This is a genomic window from Vibrio sp. KMM 9700 (assembly GCF_058545285.1).
Map to the genome: position 1 here is coordinate 50,175 of NZ_CM178589.1, position 21,618 is coordinate 71,792.

Annotated in this window: 24 protein-coding genes; 9 read left to right on the forward strand and 15 right to left on the reverse strand. The window is 43.4% G+C overall.

Annotated features, from left to right (window positions below; translation table 11 throughout):
* Window positions 1–25: 25 nt before the first annotated feature.
* On the reverse strand, window positions 26–265 hold the full coding sequence (locus tag AC2VOY_RS00200; protein WP_491831546.1) for a TIGR02647 family protein: 240 nt from the start codon (window positions 263–265) through the stop codon (window positions 26–28).
* A 325-nt stretch (window positions 266–590) separates the two neighbouring features.
* Here AC2VOY_RS00200 and AC2VOY_RS00205 point away from each other — a divergent pair, with 325 nt between their 5' ends.
* Window positions 591–1,496, forward strand: a complete 906-nt coding sequence (locus tag AC2VOY_RS00205; protein WP_491831548.1) for a manganese-dependent inorganic pyrophosphatase — start codon at window positions 591–593, stop codon at window positions 1,494–1,496.
* A gap of 172 nt (window positions 1,497–1,668) precedes the next feature.
* Window positions 1,669–2,034: a DUF2750 domain-containing protein gene (locus AC2VOY_RS00210; RefSeq protein ID WP_491831550.1), complete on the forward strand. Its 366-nt coding sequence runs from the start codon at window positions 1,669–1,671 to the stop codon at window positions 2,032–2,034.
* An 89-nt stretch (window positions 2,035–2,123) separates the two neighbouring features.
* Here AC2VOY_RS00210 and AC2VOY_RS00215 read toward each other — a convergent pair whose 3' ends face one another.
* From AC2VOY_RS00215 to pspF, 6 genes are all read right to left on the reverse strand, one after another.
* Window positions 2,124–2,912, reverse strand: a complete 789-nt coding sequence (locus tag AC2VOY_RS00215) for a peptide ABC transporter ATP-binding protein (protein WP_491831552.1) — start codon at window positions 2,910–2,912, stop codon at window positions 2,124–2,126.
* Window positions 2,905–3,927 (reverse strand): peptide ABC transporter ATP-binding protein, encoded by a 1,023-nt coding sequence (locus tag AC2VOY_RS00220; RefSeq protein WP_491831554.1) that lies wholly within the window; start codon window positions 3,925–3,927, stop codon window positions 2,905–2,907. The genes AC2VOY_RS00215 and AC2VOY_RS00220 overlap by 8 nt, the downstream gene beginning before the upstream one ends.
* Before the next feature lie 15 nt (window positions 3,928–3,942).
* The gene (locus AC2VOY_RS00225; RefSeq protein WP_491831556.1) at window positions 3,943–4,830 is read right to left on the reverse strand and encodes an ABC transporter permease subunit; all 888 of its coding nucleotides are present in this window, start codon (window positions 4,828–4,830) and stop codon (window positions 3,943–3,945) included.
* The gene (locus AC2VOY_RS00230; RefSeq protein WP_491831558.1) at window positions 4,817–5,779 is read right to left on the reverse strand and encodes an ABC transporter permease; all 963 of its coding nucleotides are present in this window, start codon (window positions 5,777–5,779) and stop codon (window positions 4,817–4,819) included. Before AC2VOY_RS00230 ends, AC2VOY_RS00225 begins: the two co-directional genes overlap by 14 nt.
* A complete protein-coding gene (locus AC2VOY_RS00235) occupies window positions 5,779–7,401 on the reverse strand; it encodes an ABC transporter substrate-binding protein (protein WP_491831559.1) in 1,623 nt (540 codons plus the stop codon). The genes AC2VOY_RS00230 and AC2VOY_RS00235 overlap by 1 nt, the downstream gene beginning before the upstream one ends.
* A 103-nt stretch (window positions 7,402–7,504) precedes the next feature.
* Window positions 7,505–8,533: a phage shock protein operon transcriptional activator gene (gene pspF / locus AC2VOY_RS00240; protein WP_491831561.1), complete on the reverse strand. Its 1,029-nt coding sequence runs from the start codon at window positions 8,531–8,533 to the stop codon at window positions 7,505–7,507.
* A gap of 238 nt (window positions 8,534–8,771) precedes the next feature.
* Here pspF and pspA point away from each other — a divergent pair, with 238 nt between their 5' ends.
* From pspA to AC2VOY_RS00260, 4 genes are all read left to right on the forward strand, one after another.
* On the forward strand, window positions 8,772–9,497 hold the full coding sequence (gene pspA, locus AC2VOY_RS00245; protein WP_491831563.1) for a phage shock protein PspA: 726 nt from the start codon (window positions 8,772–8,774) through the stop codon (window positions 9,495–9,497).
* 94 nt (window positions 9,498–9,591) lie between these two features.
* On the forward strand, window positions 9,592–9,813 hold the full coding sequence (gene pspB, locus AC2VOY_RS00250) for an envelope stress response membrane protein PspB (protein ID WP_491831564.1): 222 nt from the start codon (window positions 9,592–9,594) through the stop codon (window positions 9,811–9,813).
* A 17-nt stretch (window positions 9,814–9,830) separates the two neighbouring features.
* Window positions 9,831–10,220 carry an envelope stress response membrane protein PspC gene (gene pspC, locus AC2VOY_RS00255; RefSeq protein ID WP_491831566.1) on the forward strand — a complete coding sequence of 130 codons (390 nt, stop codon included), beginning with the start codon at window positions 9,831–9,833 and terminating at the stop codon, window positions 10,218–10,220.
* A gap of 18 nt (window positions 10,221–10,238) precedes the next feature.
* Window positions 10,239–10,847 carry a DNA-3-methyladenine glycosylase I gene (locus AC2VOY_RS00260; RefSeq protein ID WP_491831567.1) on the forward strand — a complete coding sequence of 203 codons (609 nt, stop codon included), beginning with the start codon at window positions 10,239–10,241 and terminating at the stop codon, window positions 10,845–10,847.
* An 18-nt stretch (window positions 10,848–10,865) separates the two neighbouring features.
* Here the strand turns inward: AC2VOY_RS00260 and AC2VOY_RS00265 are convergent, their stop codons facing one another.
* Together AC2VOY_RS00265 and cls are read right to left on the reverse strand one after the other, a co-directional pair.
* Window positions 10,866–12,113 carry a cystathionine beta-lyase gene (locus tag AC2VOY_RS00265; protein ID WP_491831569.1) on the reverse strand — a complete coding sequence of 416 codons (1,248 nt, stop codon included), beginning with the start codon at window positions 12,111–12,113 and terminating at the stop codon, window positions 10,866–10,868.
* Between the two features lie 108 nt (window positions 12,114–12,221).
* Window positions 12,222–13,679 carry a cardiolipin synthase gene (gene cls, locus AC2VOY_RS00270; RefSeq protein ID WP_491831571.1) on the reverse strand — a complete coding sequence of 486 codons (1,458 nt, stop codon included), beginning with the start codon at window positions 13,677–13,679 and terminating at the stop codon, window positions 12,222–12,224.
* A gap of 325 nt (window positions 13,680–14,004) precedes the next feature.
* Here cls and AC2VOY_RS00275 point away from each other — a divergent pair, with 325 nt between their 5' ends.
* From AC2VOY_RS00275 to AC2VOY_RS00285, 3 genes are all read left to right on the forward strand, one after another.
* Entirely contained in the window at window positions 14,005–15,342 is a 1,338-nt protein-coding gene (locus AC2VOY_RS00275; protein WP_491831573.1) for a sodium-dependent transporter, read from the forward strand.
* A 211-nt stretch (window positions 15,343–15,553) separates the two neighbouring features.
* Window positions 15,554–16,300 carry a TIGR01621 family pseudouridine synthase gene (locus AC2VOY_RS00280; RefSeq protein WP_491831575.1) on the forward strand — a complete coding sequence of 249 codons (747 nt, stop codon included), beginning with the start codon at window positions 15,554–15,556 and terminating at the stop codon, window positions 16,298–16,300.
* A gap of 44 nt (window positions 16,301–16,344) precedes the next feature.
* The gene (locus AC2VOY_RS00285; RefSeq protein ID WP_491833083.1) at window positions 16,345–17,295 is read left to right on the forward strand and encodes a class I SAM-dependent methyltransferase; all 951 of its coding nucleotides are present in this window, start codon (window positions 16,345–16,347) and stop codon (window positions 17,293–17,295) included.
* Between the two features lie 138 nt (window positions 17,296–17,433).
* On the opposite strand, the gene gspS2 is transcribed toward AC2VOY_RS00285, so the two are convergent.
* The 6 genes from gspS2 to trpB all read right to left on the reverse strand — a co-directional run bounded on the left by gspS2 (window position 17,434) and on the right by trpB (window position 21,600).
* On the reverse strand, window positions 17,434–17,820 hold the full coding sequence (gene gspS2 / locus AC2VOY_RS00290; RefSeq protein ID WP_491831577.1) for a type II secretion system pilot lipoprotein GspS-beta: 387 nt from the start codon (window positions 17,818–17,820) through the stop codon (window positions 17,434–17,436).
* A gap of 33 nt (window positions 17,821–17,853) precedes the next feature.
* Window positions 17,854–18,159: a YciI family protein gene (locus tag AC2VOY_RS00295; protein ID WP_491831579.1), complete on the reverse strand. Its 306-nt coding sequence runs from the start codon at window positions 18,157–18,159 to the stop codon at window positions 17,854–17,856.
* 53 nt (window positions 18,160–18,212) lie between these two features.
* Entirely contained in the window at window positions 18,213–18,653 is a 441-nt protein-coding gene (gene yciA / locus AC2VOY_RS00300; RefSeq protein ID WP_491831581.1) for an acyl-CoA thioester hydrolase YciA, read from the reverse strand.
* Window positions 18,654–18,795: 142 nt separating this feature from the next.
* Window positions 18,796–19,338, reverse strand: a complete 543-nt coding sequence (locus AC2VOY_RS00305) for a septation protein A (protein ID WP_491831583.1) — start codon at window positions 19,336–19,338, stop codon at window positions 18,796–18,798.
* Window positions 19,339–19,576: 238 nt separating this feature from the next.
* Window positions 19,577–20,410 carry a tryptophan synthase subunit alpha gene (gene trpA / locus AC2VOY_RS00310; protein ID WP_491831585.1) on the reverse strand — a complete coding sequence of 278 codons (834 nt, stop codon included), beginning with the start codon at window positions 20,408–20,410 and terminating at the stop codon, window positions 19,577–19,579.
* Window positions 20,407–21,600, reverse strand: a complete 1,194-nt coding sequence (trpB, locus tag AC2VOY_RS00315) for a tryptophan synthase subunit beta (protein WP_491831587.1) — start codon at window positions 21,598–21,600, stop codon at window positions 20,407–20,409. Before trpB ends, trpA begins: the two co-directional genes overlap by 4 nt.
* Window positions 21,601–21,618: the final 18 nt, after the last annotated feature.

A 21,618-nucleotide genomic window follows, 5' to 3' on the forward strand; every position in this document is an offset into this window, starting at 1 on the left:
ACTTGGGCATTTTTGTATGTGACGATTAAGCGCGAGCGTTTAGCACATTTAAAAGTTTTAACGCATGTTCAGCAAGCTCTAACCCTTCGGTAGTTAAATATCCGCCATCAGGCAAGGTGCATAAGTTTAACGCATACAAAGATTTGACCGCAGCTTGTAGCTCTGGCGCAGCATCTTGATGAATTTTAATCCCAGTTTGGGTGCTTTTTGGGTCGAATTGAAGAAGTAGGTTAAGTTGAGCTAAGTGTTCCACGGTATATTTCATTGTAATTTCCTTTTTAATACGCTTACTTATAAATGTGAGCTGTTATTTAAGGTTTTGCAAGTAATTGATATCACTTTCTAACCAATAGACCCACTCTAACTTTAAGTTTATGAGAAACATACAAAATTACCTATATTTTGATACCTTGCTCACCAAAGCAGGGTAAGCTTTTTTGAGCGCTTAAAAAATCACCTGTAAAAGCTAGGCGTATTTTTAAAAATCAGGTAAAATATGCGCTTTCAAATTCACTCTTTGTCATTTTTGCTAAAAAGCATCAGAGTGAGTCATTCTCATATTAATAGATGTTGAACATATAGGAAGTCACATGATCCAAGTTGTTGGTCACAAAAACCCAGATAGCGATAGTATTTGTAGTGCATTGGTTGCAACCGAACTATTAAAAGCACGCGGCCTTGAAGCCGTTGCTGTACGTCAAGGTGAAATCAACCGTGAAACGGCGCATATCCTAAATGTTGCCAATGTTGACCAACCTAAAATGTGTGAAGGCGTTGCCGGTGAAAAAGTTTGGCTTGTTGACTATAGCGATCTTGCGCAAGCGCCAGATGACATTGCAGATGCTGAAATCTTAGGTATTGTCGATCACCACCGTCTGGGTGATGTGATGACAACCAACCCACTTGAAGCTTGGATTTGGCCGGTTGGCTGTACTTGTACTGTCCTTTTCAACATGTTCCAAATTGAAGGTCATGCAATCAATAAAGAAATCGCAACCTTAATGCTTTCTGCAATCCTTTCTGACACAGTAGGTTTTGCATCACCAACTTGCACGCAAAAAGACAAAGACGCGGTTGAAGCCCTAGCTAAACTTGCAGAAGTTTCTGATCTCGACGCATTTATCCGTGATCTATTAATTGCCAAAACAGACATCGAAGGTCTAAACGCTGCGCAATTAGTTGAGAAAGACTTAAAAGCATACCCATTCAATGGTCGTGATGTGGTTGTCGGTCAAGTTGAATTAGCAACGATGGATCAAGTGGCTGACATGATTGATGCACTTAATGCTGATCTTGAGCGCCGCTGTGAAGAAGAAAACTTAGCCTTTGCTGCTGTGATGCTAACGGATATCACAACCAGCACCACTGAATTACTATTTAAAGGTGAGTGGGCGAGCAAGCTCGAAAAGCACCTTGTTGATGGTAAATTAGTGATGGAAAATACGCTAAGCCGTAAGAAACAAGGCTGGCCTTGGCTGCAAGCTGAGCTTGTATAAGTTAGCTTAAGCCATTTGGCTGTTGCGTCAAATTAACATTTAAACCTTCAAATCACTTGCAAGTTATCTTTAGGCAAGATTGATTTGAAGGTTTTTTATTTAGATTTCTTAAATTTGTCATTAAGTCAGACTATGATCAAAGTTAAGTAAAAACTTTTGTTGGAGACAGAACATGTCACAAGCAGTACAAGATCTATCAAGCCTTATCAAACAAGACGCTGAAAAACGTTGCCAATATACAGTCAAAGAAATTAAAAATTCGAAGCAAGTTTGGATTTTAATTGATGAGTCTGGCTGCGTGATGCTGAACACTGAAGATGAAGACTGTGTGCCGGTTTGGCCGCATCAAGAACTAGCGCAGGCGTGGGCAACAGGTGAGTGGGAAATGTGTGAAGCAAAGTCTATCTCTTTGGGACAATGGCGTAGCCGCTGGACAGATGGTTTAACCGATGACGAGCTATTTGTTGTAGTCTTCCCAAGTCTAGAAGGTGAAGGCGTGATCCTGTACCCGGATGAATTTGAGCATATGCTTGACTAAGTACGTCTCAGTGCAGTGAAAAAGCGGCCAAGAAGGACTATTAGCCATATTTCTTGACCGCAAATTTTTATCTGCACTGAAGTACTAAGCTATTTTTTCACTTGAATGGAACTGGCAAAATGGCTATCGACTAATTTTTTAGTCAGTTTAGATTGAGGGTCTAGGAGCACACTTTCTGTTGGGCCCGACTCAATCACCTTACCTTCATGCATCACAATGATTTGATCGCAAATATGTTTCATAATGCTTAAATGTTGTGACACATAGACAAACGAAATATTCATCTCTTGCTGCAATTCTAAGAACAAATTCAAGATTTGCGCCCGCATCGCCATATCTAAACCGTTGAGCGCTTCATCTGCGACGATGACCGAAGGTTGCAAAACAAGTGCACGCGCGAGTGACACACGTTGCTTTTGCCCTGTGGCAAGCATTTGCGGATAAAAATAGGCATGCTCAGGCAAAAGTCCGACCTTAATTAAGGTCTCCTTAATGCGTTTTTCACGCGCTGCCGCCGGCATTTTTGTATTGCGGCGCAATGGGCGTTCAAGAATTTTACCTACTTGCAAGCGAGGATTCAGCGAAGTGCTGGGATCTTGAAAGATCATCCTGATCAGTTTGCAACGGGTTGAATAATCCTTATGTTCAAGCTTTTCACCATTGACCCAAATCTCGCCCGACGTTGGCTCAACTACTCCCGCAAGCATACGCGCGAGAGTGGATTTACCTGAGCCATTTTGACCGATAATACCGACGGTTTTACCTGCGCTTAAACTAAACGAAATCGGCTCCACCGCATGGAAATATTTCTTTTTAAAATACCAATTGCGGCTCACGAAATCTTTAGACAAATTTTTGACTTCTAATAACTCACTCATGACTTGCCGTCTCCGTGATCACTGCTTCTTGTTCTACATTCAAAGGGAAATGACAACTAAATACATGGCTTTTCACACGTTTTTTCGGCGGTACATGCACGCATTGAGTTTGTGCATACGGGCATCTAGGTCCCAAGCGACAGCCAATTGGCAAGTGCTGCAAGGGTGGAATGGAGCCAGGAAGCGCTGGAAGTTTACTTTTATGTGGCACCCACTGGTTCAGATCAGGCATCGCATGCAAGAGGGCAACCGTATAAGGGTGCTTTGGTTTTTCAACTAAAAGCTTGGTGTCAGCGGTTTCAATCGTTTGTCCGCAATACATCACACTAATACGACTTGCCCATTGAGTAATGGTGGCTAAGTCGTGGCCAATTAGCATTATGGTTGTCTTATCAACCTGATTCATGCGGCGCAGCAAACGCAAGATTTGAGACTGAGTGATGGCATCGAGATCATTGGTTGGCTCATCGGCAATCAAGAGTTTTGGCTTGTTGGCAATCGCCATCGCAATCATGATTTTTTGACACTGTCCGTCAGTCAGCTCATAAGGATAAGAGCGCATCACATCACGGTGATTTTTGATCCCTACTTTGTGTAATAAGGCTTTGGCGCGTTTATAACGCCAGTTCCAACGTTTGTACCATTTACCTTGATAAGCGCTGTTTGGGATCACTTCCATTAATTGCGCGCCAACTTCTTCAGATGGGTCCAGACAACTACTCGGTTCTTGCATGATCAGCGCAAAATCGCGCGCAATAATTCTGCGCCTTTCTTTTGGTGTGAGTTGGAGTAAATCCACTTGGCCCAAACGCATGCGATCGGCGGTGACAATCCAGTTTTCTTTGATTAGCCCAACAATGGCTTTGGCGACAAGGCTTTTACCTGAGCCTGATTCGCCCACAAGACCGCGAATTTCACCTTCATTTAAGGTCAAACTCATGCGATCAACCGCGCGCACATAGCCTTGTGGGGTTTCAATTTCAATGGTTAGATTTCGAATATCAAGTAATGGCATCTTTGGCTCCCGCTTTTATTCTACGCCAGCATTAATTGCACGGCGGACCCCTTCACCAACCAAGTTGATGATCACCACACTAAACATAATAAAGAGGCCAGGGAGGGTGACTGTCCATGGAGCAATATAAATCAGCTCAATTGCATTACCAAGCATCGCGCCCCATTCAGGAATTGGGATTTGTGCGCCTAAGCCTAAAAAGCCAAGTGCCGAAATATCTAAAATTGCCACAGAAACGGCAACGGTTAACTCATAAACAATAATATTGGATAAGTTAGGCAGCACTGAGCTCAGCACTAGATTGATATTATTCGCGCCATCGAGTTTGGCTGCGATGTGATAATCTTTACTGACTTCGGCCTGCACCGCAAGATAGATACTACGGATAAAACGCGGGATCAGGGCGAGGCAAATCGCGAGCATAATATTGAGCTCACCAGGACCTAAAAACGCGACAAAAATAATCGCCAGTAAAATCGATGGAATCGACATGACGGTATCAAGTAAGTGGTTCAAAATACTTGAGGTTAAGCCTTTTGACATCCCGCCCCAAATCCCAATGACACAGCCAATTAAGCCTGCGATAAAGGCAATGAGAAGGCCTGCGCCAAAGGTATATTTAGCGCCGTAGATAAGACGCGATAAAATGTCTCGTCCAAGATCATCTGTGCCTAAGAAAAACTCAACACTGCCATTAGGATCCCAAGAGGGCGGCTTAAGCAGGTAAGAGGTTTGCTCAAATGGATCATGTGGGGTGATCCAAGGTGAAAGGAGCATCACAAGCATAAGTAGCACAAAACACCACAAGCCAAACATCGCAAGGCTATTGGCATGGTAGTGGTTCCAAAACTGTTTAAACTGTCTTGGGACTTGATTCTCTTGATAAATGTTATTTGACAACATTCCATTGCTTCCTTTTAACCGGGTTTAAGGCTGCGCCAATTAGATCCGATAATATGTTAACAATTAAAACTAAACTTGCGACCACAATCAGGCCCGCAGCCATGGCATTGTAATCTTGGTTGGATAGGGCATCCAACAGCCAACGTCCAATTCCCGGCCAGCTAAAAATAGATTCAGTAATGATGGCATAAGTCAGCATCACAGAAAGCTGCAAACCAATTTTTGGAATAATCGGTGGGATCGCATTGGGCAGCACGTGGCGCCATAAAATTTGAAACTTACTTAATCCGCGCACTTTCGCTGTACGGATGTAGTTCTTTTTAATCACTTCTGAGACATTACTGCGCATGAGGCGGATCACCTCAGTGGTAGGCGCGACAGCCAGAACAATTGATGGCAATGCAAGGTGTAGAATCACGTTTTTAAATAGCGCTAAGCGGTTATCTGTATCGGCTAAAAATGAGTCAATTAGAGCAAAGCCTGTGATCTGATCAACGTGATATAAAAAGTCATAGCGTCCGGCGACGGGGGTTAAGCCTAGCTCAATTGATACAAATAAAATAAGCAGAAGTGCGAACCAAAAGATTGGCGCAGCATAGCCAAGCATAGTAATGAAGGAAATCACTGTATCTACACTTTTGCCTTGGCGTAGCCCTGATAAAATGCCAATCGGCAGGCCTATCATTAAGGCGATTAACATGGCAAAAAAGCATAATTCAAGGGTCGCAGGGAAGACTTGTAGGATTTGTGTCGCAATGTCTTCACCACGTAAATCCACCCCAAAATCAAACTGTATTAACTGCTCAATATAATGGATAAATCCCTGAAAAAGCGGCTCAATTGCCCAAGGAGAAAGCGGATCAAGACGCAAAATGCTATAGCTGACAAAGGTTAAAATCAGCAAGGTGATCACAAATAAATTGAGTCGGCGTACGGTATAAATAAACATTAATATACCCTTTCTACTTGGTTAAATGGCCCAGCGCTATATGGTGAGAAATTAAAGCCCTTTAATGAGCTGTGGTAAACGCGATATTGCAGACTATGTGCTAATGGGATCAAAGGCATTTGTGAGCGTAAATGCTGATATAAAGCGCGATATTGCAGCTGACGCGTGGCTTTATTTTCATTTTGACTCGCAGCTTCAAGCAAAGCATCAAACTCAGGATTACACCAATTGGCTATATTGAGCCCCGCTTGATAAGCATTACAAGATAATAACGGACGATAAATACTGTCAGGATCGTTATTTGCAGCTGTCCAACCGGTTAAAATCATATCGGCATTTTGCTCAGAGAGCTGAATTCGGCGCATCCGCTCTTTACCTTGAATAATATTGAGTTTAATTCCAATTTTAGCCAATTGATATTGTAAAATCTCTGCCGTTTTCTTCGGACTTGGGTTATAGGTTTTCGGATCGCTTTGAATAAATAAATTTAAAGTTAGCGGCAGCATAATACCAGATGCTTGGAGCTGACGTTTGGCTTCTTCAAGCTGATAACTAGGCTGGCTTTTATGCGCAGGATACGCCCAAGAATGCGGAGGTAAAAGGCTGTCTGCAATGCTTGCACTGCCATAATAGATGGCATCAATAATGGTTTGGCGGTTAATCGCATGATAAATCGCTTGGCGAACTTTTGGGTTAGACAGTGCATAGTGTTGGGTATTGAGCGCCAAGTACGACACATTCATCGCCGGCTCCATATGCAGAGCTAAGTTTTCGTTATTCTCAGCAAGGGTTAGCTGGCTCGTGATTGGCGAAGCAATAACGTCACATTCATTTTTTAAAAGTTGAGCAATACTACCAGTCCCAATGCGGCCTAAGTTAAACACAATATTTTTTATTTTTGCATTTTCACCCCAGTAAGTCGGGCTGGCTTGCAGGCGCACAATTCGCTGGTGGTCATTATCCACATATTGATAAGGCCCTGTGCCCACAGGTTGGGTATCAATCAAACGTTTTTGTCCCGATTTTTCCAGTTGCGCCGCATATTCTTGTGAATGAATCACAGCAAAACTCGCACTAAGGTTCGCTAGAAAGGCTTGGCTAGCTTGATTGAGCTGAAACTGAATTTGATAATCATCGAGCACTTTTATTGATTTGATCAACTGCGGCAAGCCAGAGCTTTCAAAGACAGGGTAGTGGCCTTGGTTGACATAATAAAAGGGATTATTGCTATCTAGCATGCGGTTGAAGCTAAAGGCCACATCTGAGGCATTAAAGGCACGCAGCGGCGTAAACCAAAGCGTGGTATGGAACCAAACATTTTTACGCAGGTTAAATGTATAAGTGAGACCATCGGCACTGACTTGCCATGAGGTTGCTAAATTGGGCTGAGGGCTTCCAGACTTATCAAGCGTGACTAAGGTATCAAAAACCTGCGGTGCAATACTCGAATTGACCACACCTGCTTCATTTAATTGTGGATTTAAGGTCACAAAACCGCCTGGTGAGCAATACACGAAGCCATCTTGTCTAATTTGGGTAATATCATTTTCGATATCATCACATGCGCTAAGACCTAAAATCAGCCCGAAAAAAGTCAGTAAACGAGCAAAAGGGAAATTCATAATAAGCCTGCTTCCTAGTATGGGTCGCTAAATCGGGTAAGACAAAGCGGCGATTGTACGCTTATCAGTGTCTTACTTCAAGATAACTGATTTTTCAGCAAATTTAAATCTGATGTTTACGTAATAAGCCTCTTAATTGATGATAACTAAGACAGAGTAATTGTGCTGCTTTTTTTTGATTATATTCTGCCGCTATCATAGCTTTTTGTACCATTTCTAGCTCATTTTGATGTTGCCAGGCTTTTAAGTCGAGCGGCAAGTTGATTTTGGCAGCTTCTATTTTTGAGTTTTCTTGCTGTGTGGTGGTGGGCGGTTCATGAGTTTGCTCTGTGCTGGGTTCATAGGTTTGCTGATTGCTCAGGTTTTTACCGCGCGCAAATGGATTAAATTCTAACGCTGAAATGGCAGCATCTGGATCGCTATGTTGATACACGGCGCGTTCAATCACATTTTTAAGCTCGCGCACATTGCCCGGCCAAGAATAGCTGAGTAAAGCATGCTTGATAGCTTCAGAAAAACCTGTGAAATGAGAGCGTTTTAGCTCTTGGCACATCGCAATCGCAAAGTGCTCAGCAAGGAGTAATATATCTTCTTCGCGCTCACGCAGTGGCGGCAAGTGGATCACATCAAACGCGAGGCGATCAAGCAAGTCATAACGAAACTCGCCTTTGGCGGCCATTGCTGGTAAGTCTTGATTGGTCGCGCAAATCAGGCGAACATCGGCTTGCAGCATTTGCCGTCCACCCACGCGCTCATATTGCCCATATTCAATCACGCGCAAAAGCTTTTCTTGCAGCGATAAAGGCATAGTACCGAGCTCATCTAAAAACAAACTGCCATTATGCGCGCGCTCAAATCGGCCCAAGTGTTTTTGTTTGGCGCCAGTAAATGCACCTGATTCATGACCAAAAAGTTCCGACTCCATCAAGCCCTCACTCAAGGCGCTGCAATTTAGGCTTACCAAGGGTTCACGCCAACGCGGTGAAAGATAGTGCAAACGCTGGGCTATCAACTCTTTCCCTGTCCCGCGCTCACCTAAAATCAGCACAGGTCGCATAATTGGCGCAAGCTGCGCAGTTTTGTCTAAACAAGCTAAAAACGCTCTGGATTGTCCAATCAAATTGTCTGCCATGGCATCCCTTTTACGATCTTGGTTAAAATGACTAATTATTTTGGTTAATTTTACTACTAGTTAGTCAATTTAACTATTTTTTATTTGATGTTTGGATCTTAAAACATGAGGATATAAATATTTATCATTAAAAACAATAATTTAAAAACTTGGCATGGTAGTTGCAATGTAATACTTGTCTACAATAGGACCACTCAAATGAATCGAGTTGGTCAAACTAATGAAAGAGGAAGATGTCATGGGTATTTTTTCACGCTTTAGCGATATTATTAATTCAAATATTAGTGCGCTTCTAGATAAAGCAGAAAATCCAGAAAAATTAATTCGCTTGATTATTCAAGAAATGGAAGACACGCTAGTGGAAGTACGCACCCAATCTGCAAAATCAATTGCGGATCAAAAAACGCTTAATCGCCGCGTTCAAAACTTGGAGCAGCAAGTGCAAGAATGGCAAAGCAAAGCAATGCTTGCGATTGAAAAAGGGCGTGAAGATCTTGCACGTGCCGCCTTAATTGAAAAGCAAAAGCTAGAAGAGACCTTGCAAAGCTTAACCGTAGAGAAAAATTTAGTTGATGAAACATTGGAGCGTCTTGCTTCTGAGACGGCAAAACTTGAGAATAAAATCTCAGAAACCCGTGCGCGTCAGCAAGCTTTAGTGATTCGTCGTCAATCAGCCTTGCATCGTCGTGATATTTCAAGCAAATTAAACGATAGCAAGACAGAAGAAGCCTTGTCTAAGTTTGCCCATTATGAGCGTAAAATTGATGAACTTGAAGCCGAAGCCGAGAGTTATGATACTTCAAGCCAAGCGCGTAATTTAAATGACGAATTTGCGCAATTGCAAGCTGATGATGAAATTGAACAAGCACTAGCCAAGCTAAAGCAGCAAATGGCAGAGAGCACAGCAAAAACGCAGAAGAAAGATCCTGCGCAAACTGATGAAAATCAGTCTAACGATGCATAAAGTATGTCAAGATGAATGAGGCTGGCAAAGGCTGGCCTTATTTGTTTAACTTGGCATAAATAATAAAGAAATACACATCATTAAGGAGTCGTCAATGAGTGGTTGGATAGCAGCGCCTTTGGTTGCATTTTTGATTTTTGTTGCCCCATTGTGGCTGATTTTACATTATCGAAATAAGAGTAAAACAAGCCAAGGGTTATCTCATGATGAACGCGCACAACTCGAAGTCATGACGCAAAAAGCGCACAGCTTACAAGAACGTGTCGATACGCTAGAAAAAATCTTAGATTTGCAAACACCCGGCTGGAAAAAGTAGCGGGCAGAGGAGTTAATATGTCGAATACTTTATATCGCGATCCCCGCCAAGGCATGATTGCCGGCATCTGTGCGGGTGTTTCCCAATATCTTGGGGTTGAGTTGTGGATTGTACGCATTATTGCCGTGAGTTTATTTTTAATCGGCTTTGGCTTTATTGCACTTTTAGTCTATGTCGCAATGTGGTTTATGCTCGAAAAAAAGCCTGCGCACATTGAAACACCAGAGCCAAGCTTTGAGCAACGCCATAATCTAAAAGATAAACCTTGGCAAAAAGGACAAACCCCCGCAGAATTACTAGCAGAATTAGAAACAGATTTTGAAAAGACTGAGCAACGTATCCGCAAATTGGAAGCTTACGTGACTTCTGATGCGTACCGCGTGCGCCGTGATTTCGAAAATCTATAATCACGAAATAGGATAGGTATGGACGAGCAAAAGATTTGTGACTGGGCGTTTAATAGCCAAGGTGAAATGGCATATCATGATCAAGAGTGGGGCATGCCATTAAGCGATGACAATGCCTTATTTGAATTCATTTGCCTTGAAGGGGCGCAGGCAGGCTTAAGCTGGCGCACGATTTTAGACAAACGTCCTGCCTATCGCGCAGCTTTCGCGAATTTTGATATTCAAACCCTCGCTAAGCAAGGGATCCCTGATGAGCAAGGGGTTGCGGCGCTGATCGCTGAGTATCCGATTGTCAAAAATAAGCTTAAAATTAAATCTGTATACAGTAATGCGATTGCTGCGCAAGCGCTTCAAACTGAATATGGCTCGCTTGCTAAAGCCATGTGGCAATTTGTTGATGAAACACCTATCGTCAATCAATATGAGCGGATGCAGAGCGTGCCAACGAGCACTGATGCGTCTGCAGCGATGAGTAAGTTTTTGAAAAATAAAGGCTTTAAGTTTGTCGGCGAGACGATTTGTTATGCCTTGATGCAGGCAGTGGGGATGGTCAATGATCACCTCACCACTTGCCCGCAATATGATAAATGCAAGCAAGCAGCAGAGAATTTTAGTTTAGATAACTAAGCGGTGATAGATAGTGACTTATAAGGCTTGGTTATATGCATCGAGTGCTTGCGCCAAGTCTTGAATCAAATCATCCGCATCTTCAAGACCAGTATGAATCCGCACTAATGTACCTTCAAAGTGAGGGTTGGCAACCGTGCGCAGTACATCAAAACTATTTGGCTCATTTGCCAAAATAAGGCTTTCAAATCCCCCCCAAGAATACCCCATACTAAAGAGCTTGGTCGCATCCAATAAAGCAGTGGTCGCTGCAGGCTGACTTGTTTTTAAGACGAACGAGAACAAGCCATTGCCGCCATTAAAATCACGCTTAAAGAATTCATGCCCTGGGCAAGTTTCTAATCCTGGGTGACGCACATGATCCACTTCAGGACGCGTTTGCAACCATTTAGCAACTTTTAAGCTAGTATCTTGGTGCTGTTTTAAGCGAACTTCTAAGGTACGTAAACCGCGCAGCGCAAGGTAAGCATCATCAGGTGAAATACACTGACCCATCAAATAGCTTTGCTCACGCAGTTGTGGCCAAAGTTTTTCATTTGCCACAGCAGTGCCAAGCATCACATCTGAGTGGCCAACAATATACTTAGTCGCTGCTTGAATGGAGATATCCACCCCATAATCAAAGGCATTAAATTGCACCCCGGCGCCCCAGGTATTATCTAGCATAACAATCACGTCATGCTGGTGGGCAATCTTGGAAAGTGTTGGAATGTCTTGCACTTCCATCGTAATCGAGCCCGGGGATTCGGTGAAAATCAGCTTGGTGTTTGGCTTGATTAAAGCTTCAATGTCTGCGCCAATTTGCGGCGCATAATAAGTGGTTTCAACACCAAGACGTTTGAGGACATTGTTACAAAAGTCACGGGTTGGCTCATAGCAAGTATCCACCATTAAGATGTGATCGCCGGTTTCAACAAAAGCTAAGATGCTGTTGGTGATGGCTGCAGTGCCGCAAGGGTAAAGCGCGCATCCACCTTTAAAGTCAGCACCACCTTCAAGTTTTGCCATCGCATCTTGCAGTGCAAAGTGAGTTTGAGTGCCGCGACGCCCATAAAATAGGGTTTTATCCATGCGCTTGGCGGTGGCTTTTTTCTTCTCTGAGACGGTATCAAAAATAATGGTTGAAGCGCGCTGCACTGGCGGATTGACTACGCCATGCGTCCACGCTTTATCTCGCCCAACATGCACAAGCTTGGTTGAGAGTTTTTGTGAGTCATGTGGGGCTTGGTTTGAATTTGAAGGTTGGGAAAGCTTATCGTCACTCACTATGATTGTCCTTAATCTATGGTCTAAATAACTAGTTATATCGTGTTAGTGCTTCAATTTAAAGCGATTTAATTCTAGGGCTTAAAGTTTTGGGTTGTTAACCTAAGACTAGAGCAATGGGTTGAACATATAAAAAACCCGCTCAACAAATTTCTTCCACACACCTCGATCCTTCCATGCTTGAATATTAAGCGTACTGGAATCTTGAATATATTGGGTTTGCAAAGCATAAACTTTTTCAGAGAAACCTTGATCCTGCACGGCCATGGTCAACTCAAAGTTAAGCCATAAGCTGCGCATGTCGATATTTACCGTGCCGATTAAACAGTCTTTTTGATCGATCACCACTGATTTGGTATGCAACAAACCACCTTTAAACTGATAAATGATCACCCCAGCTTTCAGCAGCTCTTCAAAGTATGATTTAGACGCATAAGCGACCAGTCGTGAGTCGTTTTTCGCCGGTAAAATAAGTTCAACTTTGACGCCGCGCTGCGCGGTCATAATAAAGGTTTGCAGCAGCTCTTCACTTGGCACAAAGTAGGGCGTGGTAATACGCACCGATTCTTTTGCCTGCATGATCGAAAGCACTAACACTTGTTGGATAATATTTTCAGGCATACCCGGGCCTGATGGGATCACTTGAATCGGGTGCGCCATATTGGGATTTGGCTCAATGTCGCATACAGGCAAGTTAGGCAGATGGCGCTCACCGGTTTCAACTTCCCAATCCCACGCATGAATCGCTGCCAAAATACTAGCGGTAGGGCCTGTCACTTTCGCCATTACATCGACCCATTGGCCAACGCCCGCATCTTGCTTAAAGTAGCGAGGATCAACCATATTCATCGAGCCGGTGTAGGCGACTTTGTCATCAATTACAATAATTTTACGGTGCTGACGTAGGTCAAGGCGACGGAAAAACATGCGCATTGGTGAGACTTTTAGTGCTTGGTTGATTTCAATTCCTGCATCTTGAAATTGCTTTGGCCATGAGCTTTTAAAAAAGACTTTACTGCCGACAGAATCAGCAAGAATTTGTACTCTTACCCCTCGTTTGCGCGCCAAAATCAACGCTGCGCTAATGCTATCGATTAAGCCGCCTTGCTGCCAGATATAAAAGGTCATGCGGATATGGCTTTGCGCCTTTTTAATATCATCTAAGATCTGTTGCAAGATTTCTGGTGTGGTTTGATATAAATCGAGTTGGTTGCCACAAAGCGGCGGAATACTGATCCGCTGACGACAAAGATCGTGAATAAAAGAGGTTTGACCTTCAATCAGGTTAGGTTGGTGCGCATCACATCGCTGAACTTGACGGAACCACTCTTGATAAGGGGAATACATCTCTTTGGTTCGCGCCGCGCGCTTTTTACCTAAATTAACTTCAGCGAGAATAAAGTAAATCGGTACACCCACAAACGGCAGCACGTATATGATCAGCAGCCAAGCCATGGAAACCCCCACAGGGCGGCGCTTATAGATGACGCGTAATGCTAGCCCAATGGAGAGCATCCAAAATGCAATAGGGGTAGCTAAGATGATGATTTGATATAAATTATCCATTACTTTCTAATCAAATTAGGTTTGTTAACACTATAACTTAAGTTTGGCCGGCTTCAAAGTTAGATTTCAACTTCGTTGAGGCACTGAGAAGGAATGCAAGAATAGATAAGAATTTTCAGAGGAAGTGTGTAAAAAGTGAGCGTTTGATGCGCAAATTAACCTAGAATAGCTAGAAATATAAGATATGCCTTTCAATTATAATCATAACCTGTTTTACTTACTAGATATGGACATAAAATAACAATAACGTTAAGTGTAAACTTTTTTATACACTCTGTGGATGGCACTTAACAAGGCTCAATCTTAATTAATTTGGTAAATTGAAATGGCATCAAGTGATAGAGGGCAATTTAGCTCACGATTAGGTTTTATCATGGCAGCGGCAGGTTCTGCGGTTGGCCTTGGCAACGTATGGGGTTTCCCCACTCAAGCTGCGAGCAATGGTGGCGCAGTATTTTTATTTGTTTACCTTGCAATGGTATTTGTACTTGCACTTCCTATGTTAATTAGTGAATTAACCATTGGTCGTTATGGCCAAGGAAACCCAGTGCGAGCATTAAATAAAATTGTGTCTAATCGCAGCGCAGCTGTCATTATGGGCGTGATGGCATTAACCGCAGCAGCGTTAATTTTAAGCTTTTATAGCATTATCGCCGGTTGGTTGATGGGCTTTTTTGCTTCACCTGCGCTTGATATGGTTGGTTTAACAGGTGCATCGACTTGGCTTGAAAGCTTTGGTCTGGGCCGTAACTTGTTTCTTACATTGCTCTTTATGTTGCTTACTATGCATGTGGTGCGTAAGGGCGTGACAGACGGTATCGAGCGTTGGTCAAGCCGCTTAATGCCTGTACTGATTGTACTTTTCATCTTGCTAATCATCTATATCTTCACCCAAGAGGGCGCATTAGAAGGTTTAAAACTTTATCTAGTACCTGATTTTTCTTACTTTAATGCTGATCTTGTGGTCAACGCAATGGGCCAAGCCTTCTTCTCGTTGTCACTCGGCGTTGCCGTGATGATGGTATACGGCTCTTACTTACCAAAAGATGCCAATATTCCGAAGACAGCGACCCAAGTTGCCTTAATTGACACGGCGATTGCTTTTGGCGCAGGGCTTTTGATTTTGCCTGCGATGTTTGTTGCAAGAAACAACGGTGTTGAAATCTATAGTGATGCGGGCACGCTGCTAAACTCTGATACGCTCGTCTTTACTGTATTGCCAGCAATGTTTGATACCATGGGCGCAGTCGGGCCTCTGATCAGCATGGTGTTCTTTGCTCTGATGATCATTGCTGCACTAACCTCATCTATTTCTTTGCTAGAAGTGCCAGTCTCATGCGCAATTGAAGAGCTAAAAATTAGCCGTAACAAAGCCGTACTTACTATTGGTATCGCCGTAAGTTTGATTGCTATTTTAATCATCTTTAATTTTGGCGCTTTGTTTGGCCTTGTCGTAAACGTTGCAACCGTTTATATGCAGCCATTGCTTGGTCTTCTATGGGCAATCGTCACAGGTTGGTTATGGAGCCGTGCGACAGTACTTGAAGAAATTCGTAACGGCTTTGATGATGTTGAGCAAACATTGTTCTGGCGCATCTGGCCAAACTACTTGCGTTTTGTTTGTCCAGTTCTGATGGGACTTGTTTTTGCAGCAACGATTTAAGTTCGCGCAGAAATAAAAATACATTGATATAACCTTTCAAGGGATCTGATTTATTCAGGTCCTTTTTTTATATTTGAGCGTACATTCAGCTACATGGTATTTTGTTTCAACGTGGTGGATGATTGATTAAATATCCTAGTTTTTAGTAAAACCCCTGTCTTTTTTAATAAAATAAGTTAAAGTTTGGCTTTTATTTTCAAAAGGGCGCAGCATGTTTGATCTGATTGCAGATACGCCAGATTTTATTCTCGTGAATAAGCATCCGAATGTTTCCGTGCATAAAGATGATGCGGATGAACCTTGGTTGACATACATCCAAGCCAAGCTTGGTATAGACAAACTCTATTTAGTCCACCGTCTTGATAAAATGACCTCTGGGCTAGTGGTACTTGCGAAACATAAAGAGGCCGCTGCCGCCTTGAGTCAAAATTTTGCCAAGCGCGAAGTTGAAAAATTCTACCTTGCACTGAGCATCCAAAAGCCGAAGAAAAAACAGGGTTTAATTTGCGGAGATATGCAAAAATCGCGTCGCGGCATGTGGAAACTTTTGCCGAGCATGCAACAACCTGCTGTCACCCAGTTCTTCTCAAAAGGCGCTGAATCTGGCTTGCGTCTATTTTTGTGTAAACCTTATACAGGCAAAACCCATCAAATTCGTGTCGCCTTAAATGCCCTTGGCAGCGCGATTTTTGGCGATCCTTTATATGCCGATAAGCAAGTTTCAAATCCACACTTCAACGCTGATCGCGGCTATTTACATGCCTTTGCGATACGTTTTTCCTACCAAGACAAGCTATATAGCTATGTTCTTTCGCCATCAGAGCTAACAGATTGTGGTCAATTATGGCAAGATCCTTGGGTGAAAAAAGCAATACTAGATTGGCAAGAACCTTGGCAACTGGTTTGGCCTAAATTATCAGCCGCCGTCGTCAAAGCGGCATCGAACGAGCGTAATTAAGTATCTTTAGAATGAATATGAAATTTAACCAACAAGAATTAAACATGACCCCAGACGCATTAGATCTATTTTTTACTCAGCTCACTCGTGCGCTTGAAACGGCTAGCGCAAATCAAGATACCCAAGAGTTACAACGTTTATTTCATGGTCGTGGTCGCTGTTACCCCGGCCTTGAGCAGATCACCGCCGACTGGTTAGCCGGGCACTTGGTTGTGAGCTTGTTTAAAGCCGTAGATGAAGATTTTCAAACTCAGCTAGTGCAAGGTTTAACTGAACTGGCACAAACTGAGATCTGGCAGCACGTTTCAGGGCAAAGTATTGGTATCGCCCATCGCTATCAACATGGCGCGCCTTATCAAGTAGTGACAGGGTCACATCAAGAGCAAGTGATTGGCACGGAAAATGGCTTAAAATATCATCTGAGCATTGGGCGCGCGCAAAATACGGGCTTATTTTTAGATATGGCGAAAGGGCGTGAATTTGTAAAGGCGCAGTCACAAGATAAAAAAGTTTTAAATCTATTCGCTTATACCTGCGGCTTTTCAGTGGCAGCGATTGCTGGCGGCGCATCCCATGTGGTGAATGTCGATATGGCAAAAGCATCATTAGCCAAGGGGCGTGATAATCATCGTCTGAATGAACACGACTTATCTAAAGTGAGTTTTATGGGGCACGATATTCTAAAATCTTGGGGTAAAATCAGTAAAGCTGGGCCTTATGATCTGATCGTGATTGATCCGCCATCTTTTCAAAAGGGAAGTTTTGCGCTGACAAAAGATTATCAAAAGATTTTACGCCGTTTACCAAGTTTGATGACGGATACAGCCCAAGTGCTTGCTTGTGTGAATTCACCTGCGGTCGATAGCCAGTTTTTGATTGACGGGATGGCTGAGCATGCGAGTGAATTGACCTTTATCAAGCGCTTGGAAAATCCAAGAGTGTTTGAAGATATAGATCAAGAAGCGGGTTTAAAGGTACTGCTTTTTGCTCGTTAAGGCTTTGCAAGGGCGTGTTGATTTTGAAATAAAGGCATGACAGGTAGCTAGTTTAAATCTTTAGCCACCTTTATCTGGTATATGGACAAAGGTGACTGATTTAAAGCATTATTTATGCCAATCTAGGCTCAAAATAGCTTATTTATCAATATTTTCGCAGCTGTTTGAGCTGATCACTTCATCGGTTAACAGTTGACCACGGTCACTGCGGATCACCACGCGATAGTTCACACCTTTATTGAGTAAAGTGCTCACTTCAGGGTTGTTACATAGGGTGCGAGTGCTCTTGGTCATCAACTCTTGCGGGCTAACAACGGCGCTTAAATCATTATAAATCATGTTAATGATCACTTGATTTTCTTGTGAGCGGGCAGATACGACATTGAGTGGGCCGTATTGCACTGGTAAACCAGCAGAAATGACATTCGCACGGTATTCTGCCATAGAGTTTTGTTCTTGTACGGAGGCGCAGCCTACAAGACCTAGGCTTAGAAGAGAGAAAACACTCAGGGTTTTAAAATTCATAGTTGACTCGAATTAAGGTTGAAAACTGTTCGATTATTTTGGGTAAACTTGAAGAAAAGGCTTCACGCTAACATTGGCATACACGCCAGCTTCGACATAAGGATCTTGCTCGGCCCAAGCTTTTGCATCTTCAAGGCTAGCAAACTTAGCAATCACAGTTGAGCCAGTAAAACCAGCTTGCGTAGGGCTTTGCGTATCACTTGCAGGCATGGGACCGGCGACTAACAAGCGTTGCGCCTGATGTAAGGCTTCTAATCGCGCAAGGTGTGCATCGCGCACAGATAAGCGTTTTTCTAAAGAGTTTTCAACGTCTTGAGCGTAAATCACATACCAATTCATTCTATTTCCTTATTCGATTTCAGGCGTAGGGTCTTTTATTGACACCACTGCGTTTATATATTCATGCTCGCATCAGCATCGTCACAATCTATCGCACGAATCGGGCGTGGGCGGCCATCTTTATCAATCGCGACATAGTTGAAAGTGGCATCACAAACGATTTCGCGGCTACCAATGCCATCTGTATTGACAGATTTCACCCAAACTTCAAGGGCGACAGACAAAGAGGTATTGCCAATACGCGTACATTCACCATGACAGCATACCACATCCCCAACTTTAACTGGACGCTTAAAACTGATACTTGAAACCGACACTGTCACCACACGGCCATAGCTGATTTCTTTGGCAAGGATTGCGCCAGCAAGGTCAAGCTGTGACATTATCCAACCACCAAAAATATCACCATTTGCGTTGGTGTCAGCAGGCATGGCAAGTGTGCGTAATAATAATTCACCCTTCGGCGCAGATTGTCCTTTCATTTGCTGTGACATATCAATCCCTATAGCATCATATGCACGTTTTATGAAAGTTTAAAACGTGCATATACAAGTTTTAGTGAGAACTTCACTGTAACATAAGTATTACTTTTACTTAAGTATCTTTGCATTGTAAATGCAGAGTTTATTAGCAAAATTAGTCGTCTTGGGTCTCATCTTTTGGCAGATGTTTATAAATATAAATGCCAGTAAATAAGGTATAGACAAAGGTAGCAATCATTAAGCCAAAGACTTTGAAATTCACCCATACATCAAGTGGTAAGCGAAATGCGACATAAACATTAACTACGGCGCACACAGCAAAAAAGCCAATCCATGCCCAGTTGATATGCTCCCAAACGCGATCCGGCAGCGTGATTTCTTTACCTAATAAGCCTTTGAGCACAGGTTTGCCTAAAAAGTTTGAAATAAACAATCCCAAAGCAAAAAGTGCGTAAATAACAGTCACTTTCCATTTAATAAAATCATCGTTATGAAAGAAAATGGTCATCGAACCAAAGACGGCCACCACCACAAAGGTAATAAGCTGAACTTTCTCTACTTTTTTATATACACAATAAGTAATGATGAGTTGCAACGCAGTCGCAACGATTAATGCGCCTGTGGCGACATAGATATCATAAAGTTTGTAGAGGGCAAAGAAAATGACGAGAGGGATAAAGTCGATAAACTGCTTCATAGAAAGATTTGGTTTCCATATCAATATACAAGATCCATACCCAAGCAATAAGTGTCTTAGCACTGGGGCAATGTTTGCCTGTTAGTCTACCGACTTTTTAGATAATGAAAAACTAAAATAGATATTTTGTGACAAATTAAACCGATTAATTTTAATTAATTATGCGCCTAGTCTCAATTGCTCGGAGTCTCGGCGCATATTTTAATTGTAAAGCTTAAAATTTCATCAATTGAAGCGACTAGCCTAGGCTCGCTGCCTTCATCGCGCGTACAAACGCAGCTAGTTTTTCAAGCATAACACTTGGCGCATCTTTGTTTTCTTCAATGATTTTGACCACAGCAGAGCCAGAAATGGCACCGGCTGCGCCTGCATCAATCGCCGCTTTAACTTGCGCAGGCTCAGAGATCCCAAAACCAAGCAAAGGTGGCGCTGCTTGATAAGTTTCCAGCTTTTCTAACACATGGTCAATTGGCATATTTGCTTTGGTTTCTGCGCCAGTAACCCCTGCGCGTGAAAGTAAATAAGTATAGCCTTTGCCAAGCTCGGCAACTTTTTTCAGTGTTGCATCATCTGCATTCGGCGGCGCAATGAAAATTGGCGCAACATTAAATTTATTGGCCGCAGCCACATACGGCGCACTTTCATGCAGCGGCACATCTGCAATCAGCACAGAGTCGACACCAGCTTGTTGACATCTTTGATAGAAGTTTTCAACGCCGTTGGCAAACACTAGGTTGGCATAAACGAGTAGGCCAATGGGGGTGTCTGGGTGTTTTTGACGCAATGCTTCAATCATTTCAAAGCATTGGGCTGGGGTGGTGCCTGCATCAAGGCTGCGCACATTAGCCCCTTGAATCGTTGGGCCATCGGCGAGCGGATCAGAAAATGGCAAGCCAAGTTCAAGCGCATCGGCGCCAGCATCGACTAAGGTTTCTAAAATTTGCATCGAGATTTCAGGGCTTGGGTCGCCTAAGGTGACAAAAGGGACAAAAGCGCCTTGCTTACTTGCTTTTAGGTTTTCAAAACAAACTTGGTAGCGATCCGCATTGGGTTGGGAAGTATTCTGGCTCATGCGAAATCTCCTTTTTGTTTTAAAATATCGTGCACAGTGAAAATATCTTTGTCGCCGCGGCCGGATAAGTTCACGACAAGTAATTGTTCTTTATCTGGGTTTTGACGCGCCATTTTCAGGCCGTGAGCAAGCGCATGGGCAGATTCAAGTGCAGGGATAATGCCTTCGTGGCGAGCCAGTTCTTGAAATGCTTCTAAAGCTTCATCATCGGTCACTGAGTCATAGGTCGCGCGGCCGATTGAGTTAAGGTGCGCGTGTTGCGGACCCACAGATGGGAAGTCAAGGCCGGCTGAAATTGAGTAAGACTCTTCGATTTGACCGTGTTCATCTTGCATCATTGGCGATTTCATGCCAAAGAAAATACCGGTTTTACCATGCTTAAGCGGTGCGCCGTGCATGTCGGTATCAATGCCTTTGCCCGCAGGTTCAACGCCGATTAGTGCAACGTTTTCTTCTTCAATGAAATCTGCAAACATCCCAATCGCATTGGAGCCGCCGCCGACACATGCAATCACAGCATCTGGCAGGCGTCCTTCACGGGCTAAGATTTGTAGCTTAGTTTCTTCACCGATCATCTTTTGAAATTCACGCACAATTGTTGGGAAGGGGTGCGGACCTGCGGCGGTGCCCAGTAGATAGTGCGCTTTTTCATAGCTGCCAGCCCAGTCACGCATGGCTTCATTACACGCATCTTTTAAGGTTGCCGAGCCAGAATGAACAGGGATCACCTCAGCGCCCATTAAACGCATGCGGAACACGTTTGGGCTTTGGCGCTCCACATCTTTTGCGCCCATATAAACTTTACATTTTAAGCCAAGTAGCGCACAAGCGAGCGCTGTCGCCACGCCGTGTTGACCTGCGCCAGTTTCCGCGATGATTTCATGTTTACCCATGCGTTTTGCAAGCAGGGCCTGACCTAACACTTGGTTGGTTTTATGTGCGCCGCCGTGGAGCAAGTCTTCACGCTTGAGATACAGTTTCGTTTTGGTGCCTTTGGTGAGGTTACGGGTTAAGGTTAGCGCGGTTGGACGACCAGCGTACTCTTGCAAAAGTCCCATAAATTCGGCTTGAAAGTCAGGGTCATCGACGGCTTCTAAGAAAGCATTTTCAAGCTGCTCGAGCGCTGGAACGAGAATTTGTGGCACGTATTGGCCGCCAAAGTCTCCAAAATAAGGGTTAAGCTTTGTCATTATTTATCCTTTAAACTT

Coding starts and splice junctions, on each gene's coding strand:
- AC2VOY_RS00200 (WP_491831546.1), bottom strand. CDS start 265: ATGAAATATACCGTGGAACACTTAGCTCAACTTAACCTACTTCTTCAA.
- AC2VOY_RS00205 (WP_491831548.1), top strand. CDS start 591: ATGATCCAAGTTGTTGGTCACAAAAACCCAGATAGCGATAGTATTTGT.
- AC2VOY_RS00210 (WP_491831550.1), top strand. CDS start 1,669: ATGTCACAAGCAGTACAAGATCTATCAAGCCTTATCAAACAAGACGCT.
- AC2VOY_RS00215 (WP_491831552.1), bottom strand. CDS start 2,912: ATGAGTGAGTTATTAGAAGTCAAAAATTTGTCTAAAGATTTCGTGAGC.
- AC2VOY_RS00220 (WP_491831554.1), bottom strand. CDS start 3,927: ATGCCATTACTTGATATTCGAAATCTAACCATTGAAATTGAAACCCCA.
- AC2VOY_RS00225 (WP_491831556.1), bottom strand. CDS start 4,830: ATGTTGTCAAATAACATTTATCAAGAGAATCAAGTCCCAAGACAGTTT.
- AC2VOY_RS00230 (WP_491831558.1), bottom strand. CDS start 5,779: ATGTTTATTTATACCGTACGCCGACTCAATTTATTTGTGATCACCTTG.
- AC2VOY_RS00235 (WP_491831559.1), bottom strand. CDS start 7,401: ATGAATTTCCCTTTTGCTCGTTTACTGACTTTTTTCGGGCTGATTTTA.
- pspF (WP_491831561.1), bottom strand. CDS start 8,533: ATGGCAGACAATTTGATTGGACAATCCAGAGCGTTTTTAGCTTGTTTA.
- pspA (WP_491831563.1), top strand. CDS start 8,772: ATGGGTATTTTTTCACGCTTTAGCGATATTATTAATTCAAATATTAGT.
- pspB (WP_491831564.1), top strand. CDS start 9,592: ATGAGTGGTTGGATAGCAGCGCCTTTGGTTGCATTTTTGATTTTTGTT.
- pspC (WP_491831566.1), top strand. CDS start 9,831: ATGTCGAATACTTTATATCGCGATCCCCGCCAAGGCATGATTGCCGGC.
- AC2VOY_RS00260 (WP_491831567.1), top strand. CDS start 10,239: ATGGACGAGCAAAAGATTTGTGACTGGGCGTTTAATAGCCAAGGTGAA.
- cls (WP_491831571.1), bottom strand. CDS start 13,679: ATGGATAATTTATATCAAATCATCATCTTAGCTACCCCTATTGCATTT.
- AC2VOY_RS00275 (WP_491831573.1), top strand. CDS start 14,005: ATGGCATCAAGTGATAGAGGGCAATTTAGCTCACGATTAGGTTTTATC.
- AC2VOY_RS00280 (WP_491831575.1), top strand. CDS start 15,554: ATGTTTGATCTGATTGCAGATACGCCAGATTTTATTCTCGTGAATAAG.
- AC2VOY_RS00285 (WP_491833083.1), top strand. CDS start 16,345: ATGACCCCAGACGCATTAGATCTATTTTTTACTCAGCTCACTCGTGCG.
- gspS2 (WP_491831577.1), bottom strand. CDS start 17,820: ATGAATTTTAAAACCCTGAGTGTTTTCTCTCTTCTAAGCCTAGGTCTT.
- AC2VOY_RS00295 (WP_491831579.1), bottom strand. CDS start 18,159: ATGAATTGGTATGTGATTTACGCTCAAGACGTTGAAAACTCTTTAGAA.
- yciA (WP_491831581.1), bottom strand. CDS start 18,653: ATGTCACAGCAAATGAAAGGACAATCTGCGCCGAAGGGTGAATTATTA.
- AC2VOY_RS00305 (WP_491831583.1), bottom strand. CDS start 19,338: ATGAAGCAGTTTATCGACTTTATCCCTCTCGTCATTTTCTTTGCCCTC.
- trpA (WP_491831585.1), bottom strand. CDS start 20,410: ATGAGCCAGAATACTTCCCAACCCAATGCGGATCGCTACCAAGTTTGT.
- trpB (WP_491831587.1), bottom strand. CDS start 21,600: ATGACAAAGCTTAACCCTTATTTTGGAGACTTTGGCGGCCAATACGTG.